The sequence below is a fragment of the Streptomyces sp. NPDC046900 genome (assembly GCF_040644975.1).
In the GTDB taxonomy this organism is placed as follows: domain Bacteria; phylum Actinomycetota; class Actinomycetes; order Streptomycetales; family Streptomycetaceae; genus Streptomyces.
The window spans coordinates 69,596-82,353 of sequence record NZ_JBEYXD010000030.1; the positions used below are offsets into that span (position 1 = coordinate 69,596).

Here is a 12,758-nt window from a genome sequence, read left to right on the forward strand (position 1 = left end):
CACGGCGCCCGTGTGACCCGGGCGCCCGGTTCACCTCAGTGCCCGCAGCCCCGGTACGAACGCCACCAGCACGGGGATCACCGGAACCAGTGCCGCGGTCGCCGTCAGTCGCAACCGCTGTGCCGCCGGCAGCCGGTCCGGAGGCGTGAGGAGACGGTGGACACGATGCGGAACATGGGCCTGCGGGGTGGGACAGGGCCCGAAGACGCCCCGGTCCTCGTTGAGTTCGACCAGGGCGAGAGCCGTGGTGAGGCGGCCGTGGCGGCGCGAGGCCATGTCGTCGGCGGCCAGTTCGACCAGCCGGTGCATCTCGTCGCGGAACGCTGCGAAGACCGGCACCTGGGGAAATCCGTTGGCCAGCGCGGCCGAGGAGTGCAGCAGCCAGTCGTGGCGGGCCCGCGCGTGCCCCTGCTCATGGGCGAGCACCGCGTCCAGCTGCTTGCCCTTCAGTCGGCGCAACGCCTCCGTGGTGACGACCAGTTGGGGCGTGGCGCCCGACAGCCACCAGGCCTCGGCACGCTCTCCCTCCAGGACCACCAGCCGGTCCCTGCGGGTCTCCTCGCCGGGCAACAGCGGGGCCCGTACGAGCAGTTCGGCCCTGCTCTGCCGACGCCGGGCCCGCGCCCTGGCGACCTCACGGACCAGCATCGCCGCGCTCCACGCCCCGCCGCACGCCAGTGCCACGGCGGTGGCAGCGGCCCACGTGCTCCCGGAATCCAGCGCGTAGGCGTCCACGACCGAGTCCGGCGCGGGGGCGAACACATGGCCCCTCACGGCCGCCCAGGCGGCGGCCGCGCTCAGCGTCATCGACAGCGCGCAGCACACCAGAACCGCCGCCACCACGCACTGCCACACCCACAGGGCGACCACCGGTTCTCGGTCCGGCCAGTCCGCCCGGGCGAGCAGCCGCGGAGCGAGAACGGCGGTCAGGGCGCCGAGCAGCAGCAGTGCCGCGGGGACCATCATGAGCCGAAGCCTATGAGCCGGGTGTCGTCATGGGGTACGTACTGTCGCGGCAAAGTGACGTACGCCACCGTCGGCGACGGGACCGGGGGGAGTTCACCACGGCACCAGAGGCCGTTCGCCCGGGCGCCGGAGGCAGTTCGCCACGGCACCGGCCGGCAGTCCGCCACGGCGCCGGGGAAGGGCGGGTCCTCTTCGCGTGTGGCGCCGTCAGAGCGCGATGCGCCCTGGTCAGAGCGTGAGGAGCATCGCCAGCATCGCGATGGCCATCGACAGCCGGCAGGCGCGTGCCAGTTCCGGTCGGTCGCCCCAGCCGACGAGGCGTGTGCCCCCGGCCCCGGCCGTCGCCGCGACCGGCACCAACCGCGCTCCGGACCACAGCACGTACATCGCGAAGTAGAGGAGGAGAGCCCCGGTGACCGGGGCGATGCCGCTGTGGCCGTGGTGCCCAGGAGAGGAGACCATCGCCGCCGCCATGTACGCCATGGCGAACGCTCCCACCAGGTGGTGCAGGTGGTGGCCGCCGCTACGCGCGGCCCACAGGGTGCGCACGGCCGCGCCGCCGAAGACCACGACGTAGGCGATCAGGGCGCAGCGGGGCGGCGCGGCCACCGTCGCGGGCACGGCCATCGCGGCCATGCCGAACCCCATCAGCGCCTCGCCGCCCGCGGCCCTGCGCTGTTCCTCGACGGCGCTGCGCATGCGCATCAGACAGTAGGCCCCGGTCGCCGTGCACAGCGCGACGAGCAGCCAGCCGGGTGACGACGGTCCGTGCACCGCGCACCTCCCCCGTTCGACGGTCTCGGACAGTCGCTGGAGGCATTCCCGTCACGGATGGTGCGCAAGCAAGCGCACAGGGGTACAGGGGGAGCGCGGGAGGCTCGAGCCGCAGGCCGGGGCCGCGGTCCCAGAAATCATTTATGAGTAAAACACCTGCTAAACTTGTCGTCATGAGCAGTGCGAACCGCCGATCCTCCCGAGTGCGTCCGCTTCCCCTGTCCGGTCTCCTGCGCCTCGGCAGGCCCTCCGACATCTGGTTCAAGCCCGCGCTGAGCGTGGTCGCCGGGGTCGCACCGCCGAACCTCACCCTGCTCGCCCTGGGCCGCCTCGATCTCGCGGCGTACACGATGGCGGGCTCGCTCTGCGCCCTCTACGCACACAACCGCCCGTACTCGGCCCGGGCGGGGATCCTCATCCGGGTCGTCCTCGCCATGGTGAGCGGCCTGGCCGTCTCCCTGGTCGCGGCGTCGCTGACCACGAACCCGGTGGTGCTGGTCACCGTCGGCGCCCTGCTCGCGGCGGTCCACAAAGCGCTGTGCGACGCGACCCGTCTCGGCCCCCCGGGCAATGTGATCTTCACCTTCGTCACCTCGGCGGCCCTGTTCGTGCCGCAGTCCCTCGGCCAGGTGCCCGGCCATGTCGCCCTCGCCGCAGCGGCTGGCGCATGGTCCTGGATCGTGGGCATGGCCCCCGGTCTGCTGCGGCCCCACGGCCCCGAGCGCCGGGCCACCGCCCACGCCCTGAGCGCCGCCGCCGCGTTCGCGGCGACCGGTGAAACCGCCGCCCGGGCCGGTGCCGCGGCCGCCGTGCACACCGCCTGGCAGTCACTGCTGTCCACCGGCGCCCGCTCCGCGCCCCGGCGTGCCCTGGAACGGCTCCTCGTCCGGGCCGAGGTGGCGCTCGCGGCGCCCGCGGACACCGACTCCGAGCGACTGCGCGCCTGGGCCCGCGCACTGCGGGGCACCGGGCCCGTTCCGCGGCCGGACGACCTCGGCGAGGCTGCCGACGAACTCCTCGGCGTGGAACTCGAACTCGACAGCCCGCCGCGCCCGCTGCACCACAGGCTCGCCCCGCTCGCCCCCCTCGTCCTGCGCACGGCGCTCGGCTGTGCCCTCGCCGGATACGTCTCGCTCGCACTCGGCATCGGCCGCCCGTACTGGGCGCTGGTCACCGCCGCCTCGATCTACCAGGCCAACGTCACCCTCACCTGGCGCCGCGGCATCCAGCGGGTCGTCGGCAACCTCGTCGGGGTCCTGCTGTTCGCCGCCGTCGCCCCGGTCGCCCATCTGAGCCAGCTGGCCCTGGTGCTGTGCGGTCTCGCCTTCAACTTCGGCGCCGAGGCGCTGATCAGCCGGAACTACTGGATCGGCAGCGTCTGCGTGACGCCGATGGCCCTGCTCATCACCGAGTTCGGCCACCACCAGGAGCCGGGCGCGCTGATGACCGACCGGGTCGTGGACACCCTCATCGGGGCGCTGGTCGGCTTCGCCGCCGCGATCGCCGTCACCAACCGGCGCGCCGGTGACCGTATCGAAGACGCCCTCGCCGCAGTGGAGCGGACCCGTGAGCGCGCCGCCCGCGTGCTTGTGGCGGACCGCCCCGAGCCGGCGGACCTGGAGGGGGCGCGCCGCGCCCTGGCCGCCGCCGTCGTGGACCTGCGCGCCGCGGTCGACGCCGCCTCCGGCGAATGGTGGCAGCGCGCCCTGCCGGAGGAGCGGGTGCTGCGCGCCGAGCAGGACGGGCACCGTACGCTCGCCGCGACGGTACGACGGCAGGGACTGCACACCTCGGAAGGCGTACGGGCATGACGGCAGGAAACGGAGGGCCGGGGACCGGAGCCGCCGGGCGGAAGGACACGGGCGACGGCGCGGACGGACCGCGGCACGCGGACGCCGGGGCCGTCGGGCAGCCGCCCGGGCGTGCCCCAGCGGACGACATCGTCGCGGCCGTGGTGCGCCAGTGGCACGCGGTCCGGCCCGACGTCGACACCGGGCCCATGGAGATCATCGGCCGCGTCAACCGCTGTGCCGCCCTGCTCCAGCAGGCGGAGGACGCGCCGCTGCGCCGGGTGGGGCTGACCCGGCCCGAGTTCGACGTACTCGGCACCCTGCGGCGCACCGGCCACGAGCTGACGCCCGGTGAGATCGCCCGCGAGACCTTCTCCTCCGGTGCCGCCGTCACCAAACGCCTCAAGCAGCTGACCGAACGCGGCCTGGTCGAGCGGCGCGGCGACACCCGGGACCGCCGGGTGGCCCGTGTCCACCTCACCGACGCGGGCCGCGACCTCGTCGACGGCATCCTGCCCGAGCAGCTCTCCTACGAGAGAGCCGCGCTGTCCGGTCTCGACGCCGACGGGCAGCGCGAACTGGCCGCACTGCTGAGTGAGTTGCTCGTCCAGCTGGAGGGCCGGCTCGGCGCTCCGCGCGGCTGACCGCGCACCGCCACGGGGGCGCCCGACAGCGCCTAGTCCTCGGCCTCCGGGCCCTCGGTGTACACGCCGAACACCGCGCCCTGCGGGTCCTTCAGGACGGCGATGCGGGGACCGTCGGGGACCGATATCGGTTTCGTCTGGACGCTCGCACCCGCCCGCGCCGCCGCGGACACCGTGGTGTCCACGTCCTCCACCGCGAAGTAGGGCAGCCAGTGCGGCGGCACCTCGGCGGCGAACCGGTCGTCCATCGTCAGCATGCCGCCGAAGTCGGCGTCGTCGATCCCCCACTGCGTGTATTCCTCGGAGGCGTTCACGCTCCAGCCGAAGACCGTGGTGTAGAAGTCGGTGACCCTGTCGGGTTCCCGGGTCAGCAGCTCCACCCAGCCGAGCGAGCCGGGCGCGTTGAACAGCCCCGCACCGGGAAAGGTCCGCTGCTGCCACATCTGGAAGGCAGCGCCGCCCGGGTCGCGCGCAACCGTGAAGCGGCCCGCGTCGAACACGTCCATCGGCCCGAGGATCACCGTGCCGCCGGCCGCCCGCACCGCTTCCGCCGCCGCCTCCGCGTCGGTCACCGCGAACGACACGTTCCAGGCGACCGGCTGTGACTCCTGGTACAGCGGCGAGAGGGCCGCGACCGCCGCGTCACCGAGATGCGCGACCGTGTACCCGCCCGCCTCCTGACGGGGATCCGTCTCCGGCCGCCAGCCGAACAGGTCGGCGTAGAACCGCTTGGCCGCCTCCATGTCGCTGGTACCGAGCTCGGTCCAGCAGGGTCCTCCGGGCACCGGTTTCTCGAGCCTCATGACGTGCCTCCCACCGCTCGCGTCCCCTTCAGAGGCTAGTCCCGCAGCCGGCCGGAGGCATCAGATTCCCGGGCGGTACCGCAGGGGGTGGTCGGCCGGGATCTCCACGAGCACGATCTGTGTGCCGTCCGGGTCCTCGATCCACATCTCGATCAGGCCCCAGGGCTCCTTCACGGGCGGCCGCACGATCTCGACCCCTGCCTCGGCCAGTTCCCGGTGTGCGACCGCTACATCCGGCACCTGCAGCCAGAGCTTCAGTGCGGGGGAAGGCGGCGCCTCGTCGCGGCCCGCCACTTCCAGGAAGCCGCCGCCGAGGAAGTACACCACTCCGCGCTCCGGCCCCGTGCCGAACTCCCGGTAGACCGGGAGCCCGAGTTTCCCGCCGTAGAAGGCCCGGGAGCGCTCCGGGTCGGAGGGGCGCAAGAGGATGCGGCTGCTCAGTACGTGGACCATGCGTCCGGAGCCTAGTGCGAGGACTACTCTCGTCCGTGCCCGCGCCGCGCCACCGAAACGGAGAAGCAGTCCATGGACTCCGCCGCCACAGCAGCCACCGCCGCCACGACCGGCCTGATCTTCCGCGACGCCACCGACGCCGACGTCGACGCGCTGGTCGCGCTGATCGAGTCGGCCTACCGCGGCGACTCCAGCCGGGCCGGCTGGACGACCGAGGCGGACATCCTGCAGGGGCAGCGCACCGACCCCGAGGGCGTGCTCCAGGTCATCGGCGCGGCGGACAGCCGGCTGCTCATGGTCGAGCGGGACGGGGCGCTTGTCGCCTGCTGCCAGCTCGAGCGCCGCTACGACCACGCCTACTTCGGCATGTTCGCGGTCAGCCCGGCGCTTCAGGGCGCGGGCCTCGGCAAGGTCGTCATCGCCGAGGCGGAGCGTACGGCCCTCGAGGACTGGGGCGTCTCACAGATGCATATGACCGTGATCTCCGTCCGCGAGGACCTCATCGCCTGGTACGGGCGGCGCGGCTACCGCCGTACGGGACGGATGACCCCCTTTCCGTACGGCGACGAGCGCTTCGGCATCCCGCAGCGCGCCGACCTGCAGTTCGAGCTGCTGGTCAAGCCGCTGGTCTGACTCCGGGCGCGGCGCCCCGAGCGACGCTCAGCCCGGAGTGACGTTCACGCGGTGTACCGGCCGGTTCGCTTGATCTCCGGGTAGTCGGTGGTCGCGCCGTCCAGTTCCAGGGCGCGGACCAGCCGCAGGTGGTCCAGGGTGTTGACGACCCAGGCGATGATCCTCAGGTCCGCCTCGCGGGCGTGCTCGACGACCTCGAGGGTGAGCCGGCGGATGTTGAGGCAGACCGTTCCGGCACCGGCCTCGACGGCGCGCTCCACCACATCGGGTCCGTAGCGGCCGGCGATCAGGGCGGTGCGCACGCCCGGTACCAGTCGGGCGATCTCGGCGACAGCCTCGTCGTGGAACGACGACACCTCCACCCGGCCCACCAGGTCCCGGCGGTGCATGACCTCGGCCAGCGCCCGAGCGGCCGCCACGTCCTTGATCTCCGCCTGGATCGGCGTCCGCACCGCGTCCAGGACCTCCTCGAAGACCGGCACGCGCTCACCACGGCCGGCGTCCAGGGTCCGCAGCTCGGCGAGGGTCTTCTCCGAGATCGGTCCGGTGCCGTCGGTCGTACGGTCCACGTCGGCGTCGTGCATGATCACGAGGGCGCCGTCCTTGCTCAGATGCAGATCGAGTTCGATCAGGTCCAGGCCCGCGTGCTCGGCGGCGACGAAGGACCGGAGGGTGTTCTCGGGCTCGACACCCATGACTCCGCGGTGACCGATGGTGAGGAAGTTCAAGGTTCAACTCGCTTCCGTCGACGGCGGCTCGGCTGCCGCGCGGCGTCCCGACACCGGCACGGCAAGGCCGCAGCCTAATGGCCCGGCTCTCCGCTGAACCCGCTCGTACACGGCCAATGGGTACGCGGCGCGGCGTGAATCCGGACGGTGCCGCCGACTGTGTGTCGCTCTATGGTGGGCGTGTCGCTTGGGCGTTGACTTATGCCGTGTCCGCCCGTCCGGCCGGACTTCGCCCCTCTCGTCTCAGACGTCCCGCGGCCGCCGTCCGCTCTGAGCGTCACCCGGGGACGGGTGTTCCCGAGGCCCGGCCCGGCTCCCCGGCGGCCTTCGCGCAGTCGGGTGACGGTTCGAGGAACTCATCGACCTGTCGGCGTCCGACAGGAAAAAGAGCGGTGAAGCCGGGGGAGGGCAGGATATTTTCCCGAGGGCCCTCTTGCTGGAAGAAACCTCGTATGCATACGGTGTCCTTACGCGAGGTTCTCCCGTGGAGGTTGGGTCATGACGGAAATTCTTGTGCAGCTGGGTCCGGAGGGGCAGGTTCCTCCGCAGGGCAGGGTGGTGGACCATCCGGCTTGGCCCGTGCTCAAGAGTGCCGTGGAACAGATCCGGCCATGGCAGTCCAAGGACGGCTCCATCGACTTCGACGCCGAGGGCGCGCCGGCCCCGGCGGACGCGGTCCTCGCGGTGCGCCGTGTGGCGGACGCCGTCGCGGAGCTCTCCCTGCTGCTGCCGCACGACAACGCCTACCACGAGGCGCTGGTGAAGGACCTGCACCGCTGGGCCGACGACGGCTTCAAGGTGCCGGACTTCCTTGACTCGCTGCTGGCCTTCCAGCCCGCCGCGGACCGCAGGGACGGGCTCCAGCACCTGGTCGTCTTCCCGATGTACACGCAGAACGGGAACCCCGACCGCAACCTCGAAGCGGTCGTCCTGCGCATGGTCTGGCCCGACTGGCTCGCCGAGCTGGAGGCCACCCGCTACGACAACCCGCTGTTCTGCGGCATCACCTTCGAGGACTTCACCGCCGGTTACGACACCAACTCGGCCGTCCTCTTCCCGGAGACCATCGCCGTGCGCGAGGCCCCGGAGCGGTTCTCCTGGGGCGGCATCTTCTGCGACCGCGAGGCGGCCCGCTTCCGCCGTGTCACCGCGGCCGCCGTCGACCTCCTGGGCCTGGAGCTGCCCGAGGACATCGCCGCCATGGTCCACGACCAGGAGCGCTGCCAGCAGGCCTTCGTGCTGTGGGACATGGTCCACGACCGCACCCACAGCCACGGTGACCTGCCGTTCGACCCTTTCATGATCAAGCAGCGCCAGCCGTTCTGGATGTACGGCCTGGAGGAGCTGCGGTGCGACCTCACCGCCTTCAAGGAGGCCGTGAAGCTGGATGCCGACGGCTTCCCGCAGGGTCGTGACGTGCAGTACGCGGTGCTCTTCGACCGTATGTTCCGGTTCCCGGTGACGGGCGAGCGCGTGCGTAACTACGACGGTCTCGGCGGCCAGCTGCTCTTCGCCTACCTGCACAAGCACGACGTGGTCCGCTGGACGGACAACAAGCTGTCCATCGACTGGCAGCGCGCCCCGCAGATCACCAACCAGCTGTGCGCGGAGATCGAGACGCTGTACCGGGAGGGCATCGACCGCCCGAAGCTCGTCCACTGGTTCAAGGCCTACGAGCTGGTCTCCACCTATCTCGCCCCGCACCCGGGCTCCACGTGGGCCAAGGGTCCCGACGCCCTCGACCTGTCCCTGCCGCCGCGCAAGCTCGTCGATGACGTGCTTCCGGACGAGTTTCCGCTGAGCATGTTCTACGAGGCACTGTCCAAGAAGCTGAAGAATGTGATCGCCTCCACCAAGGGCATCACGGCGGACGGCGCCGAGCGGATCGCCGCGTGAGCGACCGCACCAACACTGCTCAGCAGGAGGCGAAGATGGGGAACGGGAACGGGCCACTGAGCGGTGCGGTGATCGCGGTGGCCGGCGCGGGCGGACCCGCCGGCCGGGCGACACTGCTGCGCCTGGCCGATGCGGGAGCGACGGTCGTCGCGGCGGACAACGACCCCGAGCGGCTCTCGGAGGCCGTGGACGCGGCTCGCTACGCCCACGGTGGCGCCACGGTCGTCGGGGACACCGTGGACCTCCTGAACCTGCAGTCCACCCACGCCTGGGCCACCCACATCGAGAAGGACTTCGGCCGCGTCGACGGCGTCGTGCACCTCGTCGGCGGCTGGCGGGGCAGCGAGACCTTCACCAAGACCAGCCTCGACGACTGGGACTTCCTGGAGCTGCTGCTCATCCGCACCGTGCAGCACACCACGCTCGCCTTCCATGAGGCGCTGCAGCGCAGCGACCGCGGCCGGTACGTCCTGATCAGTGCCGCGGGCGCCAGCAACCCCTCCGCGGGCAACGCCGCCTATGCGGCCGCCAAGGCCGCCGCCGAGGCGTGGACGCTGGCCATGGCCGACTTCTTCCGCAAGGCCGGAGGCGCCGAGGGGCCGCGTGCGGCGGCTACGATCCTGGTGGTGAAGGCGTTGGTGCACGACGCGATGCGCGCCGAGCGTCCCAACGCGAAGTTCGCGGGCTTCACCGACGTGAAGGACCTGGCCGAGGCCATCGCCGGGGTCTGGGAGAAGCCCGCAGCCGAAGTGAACGGAAACCGTCTGTGGCTGACCGAGAAGCCGTGAACCCTCCCAAGACCGACGCGCGTCGCCACCACGACCCGCAGGTCCGCGGTTTCGCAAGCGACAACTACGCCGGGGCGCACCCGGAGGTGCTCGCCGCCCTGGCCGTGGCCAACGGCGGCCACCAGGTCGCCTACGGCGAGGACGCGTACACCGAGAACCTGCAGGGGATCGTCCGCGGTCACTTCGGGGCGACGGCCGAGGCCTTCCCGGTCTTCAACGGCACCGGTGCGAACGTCGTCGCCCTCCAGGCGGTCACCGACCGCTGGGGCGCGGTCATCTGCGCGGAGAGCGCGCACATCAACGTCGACGAGGGCGGCGCCCCCGAGCGCATGGGCGGGCTGAAGCTGCTCACCGTGCCCACACCGGACGGCAAGCTCACGCCCGAGCTCATCGACCGGCAGGCGTACGGCTGGGACGACGAGCACCGCGCCATGCCGCAGGTCGTCTCGATCACCCAGAGCACCGAGCTCGGCACCCTCTACACCCCGGAGGAGATCCGCGCGATCTGCGAGCACGCCCATGCGCACGGGATGAGGGTGCACCTGGACGGCTCGCGGATAGCCAACGCGGCCGCTTCCCTGAACGTGCCGATGCGGACCTTCACCAACGCCGTGGGCGTCGACATCCTCTCCCTCGGCGGCACGAAGAACGGCGCGCTGTTCGGCGAGGCGATCGTCGTCATCAACCAGGACGCCGTCCGCCACATGAAGCACCTGCGCAAGCTGTCCATGCAGCTCGCCTCAAAGATGCGCTTCGTGTCGGTGCAGTTGGAGGCTCTGCTCGCCAAGGACCTGTGGCTGCGCAATGCCCGTCACTCCAATGAGATGGCGCAGCGACTGGCCGAGGGCGTGCGTGCGGTCCACGGCGTGGAGATCCTCTACCCGGTGCAGGCCAATGGCGTCTTCGCCCGTCTGCCGCACGATGTGAGCGAGCGGTTGCAGAAGCGCTTCCGCTTCTACTTCTGGGACGAGGCCGCGGGCGTCGTGCGCTGGATGTGCGCCTTCGACACGACCGAAGAGGACGTGGACCGGTTCGTGGCGGCCCTCAAGGAGGAGATGGCGCGGTAACGCCCGCAGGGATCAGATTCTGCATAGCTATGCGGCCGATCGAAAATCAATTGCTCGATGATCGGCCGCATTCCTATGCTCTGCGGGTATGGAGCTGATCCAGCAGACCCCTGACCTTTCCGCCTACCTGGCCGCCGACGAGGTCATCGACCATCATCATCCGGTGGTTCGCAGCACCGCCGCACGCCTCGCGAGCCGTGTAGTGGACTCGTATACCTATGCGCAGGCAGCGTACGAGTTCGTACGCGACTCCATTCCGCACTCCGGCGACAGCGGCGATCCGCGTGTCACCTGGCGCGCCTCCGACGTGCTCGAGCAGCGCACCGGCATCTGCCATGCCAAGGCGCACGCGCTGGCCGCCCTGCTGCGCGCCGAGGACATCCCGACCGCGCTCTGCTACCAGCGGCTTCGGTGCGACGACGGCGACGGTCACATCGCCCATGGGCTGGTCGCCGTGCGGTTCGGCGGCGCCTGGCACCGGCAGGACCCTCGCGGCAACAAACCGGGCGTCGACGCCCGGTTCTCCCTCGACGGGGAGCGGCTGGCCTGGGTGCCCGAGAAGGAGTGCAATGAAGCGGACTATCCAGTCCTGTATGCTGTACCTCATCCGGTCGTGCTGAACGCCCTCCAGGCCGCGCCCGACCGAGAGGCCCTCTGGAAGACGCTCCCCACCGCACTCTGAGGCAGGCGATGACTCCCAACCTGACCGTGTCCGACGCGGTGCGCACCCTGGCGCCCGGCTTCACGCACATCGCGATCGAGGCCCACGCCCTCGTCAACGGGCCGAGCACCGAAGGCACTTCGGCCCTGCTCGACGACGCGGCCCGTCGGCTGGCGGTACGCCTGGACGGCCGCGCACCGCATGAGGATCCCCACATGGCGGCCTGGCGTGCGACGTACACGGCCTTCGGCGCCAAGCCTTCGCGGACCCGTAACTCGGCCGAGGCGCTGGCGAAGCGCGCTCTGTCCGACGCCGGCCTGCCCCGGATCAATGTGCTCGTCGACATCTACAACGCGATCAGCGTCGCCCATCTGATCCCGGTCGGCGGAGAGGACCTCGACCTCATCGAGGGTTCCATGCATCTCGTACGGGCCACGGGCGAGGAGGAGTTCGTGACCGTGGCGGAGGGCGAGGAAACGGTCGAGCACCCGGACGCCGGCGAGGTGGTCTGGCGCGACGAGAGGGGCGTGACCTGCCGCCGCTGGAACTGGCGCCAGGGACCGCGCACCCGGCTCACCGAGAATTCGACCTCGGCACTCTTCCTGCTGGAGGGCCTGGCTCCCATGCCGGTGTCCGAGATGGAGCAGGCCGGAGCCGAACTCGCCGAACTGATCGAGAAGTTCAGCCCAGGGGCGCGGATCACCGTCCACGCCCCTGCCTGACCCGGGTCAGTGCGCCTCGGCGGCGCGCAGCTGCTCGGGGGTGGGTGCCGTGCCGCCGAGGTGGGCGGGCATCCACCAGGTGTCGTCCAGGCTCTTCGGGCGCACGGGGTAGGCGCGCTGCGCGGCCTCCAGCAGTTCCTGGACGCGCTCGCGCAGCTGGCGCGTGAGCGCACCCGCGTAGGTGTCGCGCGATGCTTCGACTGCCTCGCCGACCCGGATCGTGATCGGGGTGTGGCTGCGCCGGAAGTTGCGCGGGTGCCCCTTGGTCCACAGCCGCTGCGTACCCCACACGGCCATCGGGATCAGCGGGACACCCGCCTCCTGGGCCAGCCGCACGGCGCCCGACTTGAAGCTCTTCAGTGTGAAGGACTGCGAGATCGTGGCCTCCGGGAAGACTCCGACGACCTCGCCCGCCTTGAGCGAGCCCAGCGCGTGCTCGTACGCCGCCTCACCCTGCTTGCGGTCCACCGGGATGTGCTTCATCGCGCGCATCAGCGGGCCGGAGACCTTGTGCCGGAAGACGGACTCCTTGGCCATGAAGCGCACCAGGCGCTTCTGGGGGAGTGCCGCGAGGCCGTTGAAGATGAAGTCCAGATAGCTGATGTGATTGCTCACCAGCACCGCGCCGCCCGACCGGGGGATGTTCTCCGACCCCTTGCAGTCGATCTTGAGGTCCCATGCCTTGAACATCGTGAGGGCGAGACCGATGACGGGACGGTAGACGAGCTCAGCCATGGACGGGACAGACCCTTCTCTCTGCCTGGGAAGGGACTCCCGGCGGAAGTTACGCTGCCGTAGGTTTGCGGCATCTCGCAGATCGTGCCCGAAGAACG

General features: G+C 71.0%; 14 protein-coding genes. 8 read left to right on the forward strand and 6 right to left on the reverse strand.

Going from position 1 to position 12,758, the window contains the following annotated elements:
- Positions 1-30 precede the first annotated feature (30 nt).
- Together ABZ904_RS26615 and ABZ904_RS26620 are read right to left on the reverse strand one after the other, a co-directional pair.
- On the reverse strand, positions 31-966 hold the full coding sequence (locus tag ABZ904_RS26615) for a M56 family metallopeptidase (RefSeq protein ID WP_359402427.1): 936 nt from the start codon (positions 964-966) through the stop codon (positions 31-33).
- Between the two features lie 228 nt (positions 967-1,194).
- Positions 1,195-1,740, reverse strand: coding sequence for a DUF5134 domain-containing protein (locus ABZ904_RS26620; protein WP_359402424.1), 546 nt, complete (start codon positions 1,738-1,740; stop codon positions 1,195-1,197).
- Between the two features lie 173 nt (positions 1,741-1,913).
- Here ABZ904_RS26620 and ABZ904_RS26625 point away from each other — a divergent pair, with 173 nt between their 5' ends.
- Together ABZ904_RS26625 and ABZ904_RS26630 are read left to right on the forward strand one after the other, a co-directional pair.
- Positions 1,914-3,551, forward strand: a complete 1,638-nt coding sequence (locus tag ABZ904_RS26625) for an FUSC family protein (protein ID WP_361825892.1) — start codon at positions 1,914-1,916, stop codon at positions 3,549-3,551.
- Entirely contained in the window at positions 3,548-4,174 is a 627-nt protein-coding gene (locus tag ABZ904_RS26630; protein WP_359402418.1) for a MarR family transcriptional regulator, read from the forward strand. The genes ABZ904_RS26625 and ABZ904_RS26630 overlap by 4 nt, the downstream gene beginning before the upstream one ends.
- Positions 4,175-4,206: 32 nt before the next feature.
- Here the strand turns inward: ABZ904_RS26630 and ABZ904_RS26635 are convergent, their stop codons facing one another.
- Positions 4,207-4,977 (reverse strand): VOC family protein, encoded by a 771-nt coding sequence (locus ABZ904_RS26635; protein WP_359402415.1) that lies wholly within the window; start codon positions 4,975-4,977, stop codon positions 4,207-4,209.
- A 60-nt stretch (positions 4,978-5,037) separates the two neighbouring features.
- Positions 5,038-5,430 (reverse strand): VOC family protein, encoded by a 393-nt coding sequence (locus tag ABZ904_RS26640; protein ID WP_359402412.1) that lies wholly within the window; start codon positions 5,428-5,430, stop codon positions 5,038-5,040.
- 72 nt (positions 5,431-5,502) lie between these two features.
- Between ABZ904_RS26640 and ABZ904_RS26645 the strand changes: the two genes are divergently transcribed.
- Positions 5,503-6,063 carry a GNAT family N-acetyltransferase gene (locus tag ABZ904_RS26645; RefSeq protein ID WP_361825895.1) on the forward strand — a complete coding sequence of 187 codons (561 nt, stop codon included), beginning with the start codon at positions 5,503-5,505 and terminating at the stop codon, positions 6,061-6,063.
- Between the two features lie 44 nt (positions 6,064-6,107).
- Here ABZ904_RS26645 and ABZ904_RS26650 read toward each other — a convergent pair whose 3' ends face one another.
- Positions 6,108-6,791 (reverse strand): glycerophosphodiester phosphodiesterase family protein, encoded by a 684-nt coding sequence (locus tag ABZ904_RS26650; protein WP_359402406.1) that lies wholly within the window; start codon positions 6,789-6,791, stop codon positions 6,108-6,110.
- A 498-nt stretch (positions 6,792-7,289) separates the two neighbouring features.
- Here ABZ904_RS26650 and ABZ904_RS26655 point away from each other — a divergent pair, with 498 nt between their 5' ends.
- The 5 genes from ABZ904_RS26655 to ABZ904_RS26675 all read left to right on the forward strand — a co-directional run bounded on the left by ABZ904_RS26655 (position 7,290) and on the right by ABZ904_RS26675 (position 11,925).
- Positions 7,290-8,687 carry a DUF6421 family protein gene (locus tag ABZ904_RS26655; RefSeq protein ID WP_360993982.1) on the forward strand — a complete coding sequence of 466 codons (1,398 nt, stop codon included), beginning with the start codon at positions 7,290-7,292 and terminating at the stop codon, positions 8,685-8,687.
- A gap of 35 nt (positions 8,688-8,722) precedes the next feature.
- A complete protein-coding gene (locus ABZ904_RS26660; RefSeq protein WP_359402544.1) occupies positions 8,723-9,475 on the forward strand; it encodes an SDR family NAD(P)-dependent oxidoreductase in 753 nt (250 codons plus the stop codon).
- Entirely contained in the window at positions 9,472-10,542 is a 1,071-nt protein-coding gene (locus tag ABZ904_RS26665; RefSeq protein ID WP_359402400.1) for a low specificity L-threonine aldolase, read from the forward strand. The genes ABZ904_RS26660 and ABZ904_RS26665 overlap by 4 nt, the downstream gene beginning before the upstream one ends.
- Before the next feature lie 88 nt (positions 10,543-10,630).
- Complete coding sequence (locus ABZ904_RS26670; protein WP_359402397.1) at positions 10,631-11,224, forward strand: transglutaminase family protein; 594 nt, start codon at positions 10,631-10,633, stop codon at positions 11,222-11,224.
- A gap of 8 nt (positions 11,225-11,232) precedes the next feature.
- Positions 11,233-11,925 (forward strand): phenylalanine--tRNA ligase beta subunit-related protein, encoded by a 693-nt coding sequence (locus ABZ904_RS26675; protein WP_359402394.1) that lies wholly within the window; start codon positions 11,233-11,235, stop codon positions 11,923-11,925.
- Positions 11,926-11,931: 6 nt separating this feature from the next.
- On the opposite strand, the gene ABZ904_RS26680 is transcribed toward ABZ904_RS26675, so the two are convergent.
- Positions 11,932-12,660: a lysophospholipid acyltransferase family protein gene (locus ABZ904_RS26680; RefSeq protein ID WP_359402391.1), complete on the reverse strand. Its 729-nt coding sequence runs from the start codon at positions 12,658-12,660 to the stop codon at positions 11,932-11,934.
- Positions 12,661-12,758: the final 98 nt, after the last annotated feature.

Excerpts from the sequence above, each read along its gene's own strand:
- ABZ904_RS26675 (WP_359402394.1), top strand. The coding sequence starts at position 11,233 with ATGACTCCCAACCTGACCGTGTCCGACGCGGTGCGCACCCTGGCGCCC.
- ABZ904_RS26660 (WP_359402544.1), top strand. The coding sequence starts at position 8,723 with ATGGGGAACGGGAACGGGCCACTGAGCGGTGCGGTGATCGCGGTGGCC.
- ABZ904_RS26625 (WP_361825892.1), top strand. The coding sequence starts at position 1,914 with ATGAGCAGTGCGAACCGCCGATCCTCCCGAGTGCGTCCGCTTCCCCTG.
- ABZ904_RS26635 (WP_359402415.1), bottom strand. The coding sequence starts at position 4,977 with ATGAGGCTCGAGAAACCGGTGCCCGGAGGACCCTGCTGGACCGAGCTC.
- ABZ904_RS26615 (WP_359402427.1), bottom strand. The coding sequence starts at position 966 with ATGATGGTCCCCGCGGCACTGCTGCTGCTCGGCGCCCTGACCGCCGTT.
- ABZ904_RS26645 (WP_361825895.1), top strand. The coding sequence starts at position 5,503 with ATGGACTCCGCCGCCACAGCAGCCACCGCCGCCACGACCGGCCTGATC.
- ABZ904_RS26670 (WP_359402397.1), top strand. The coding sequence starts at position 10,631 with ATGGAGCTGATCCAGCAGACCCCTGACCTTTCCGCCTACCTGGCCGCC.
- ABZ904_RS26680 (WP_359402391.1), bottom strand. The coding sequence starts at position 12,660 with ATGGCTGAGCTCGTCTACCGTCCCGTCATCGGTCTCGCCCTCACGATG.
- ABZ904_RS26630 (WP_359402418.1), top strand. The coding sequence starts at position 3,548 with ATGACGGCAGGAAACGGAGGGCCGGGGACCGGAGCCGCCGGGCGGAAG.
- ABZ904_RS26640 (WP_359402412.1), bottom strand. The coding sequence starts at position 5,430 with ATGGTCCACGTACTGAGCAGCCGCATCCTCTTGCGCCCCTCCGACCCG.
- ABZ904_RS26655 (WP_360993982.1), top strand. The coding sequence starts at position 7,290 with ATGACGGAAATTCTTGTGCAGCTGGGTCCGGAGGGGCAGGTTCCTCCG.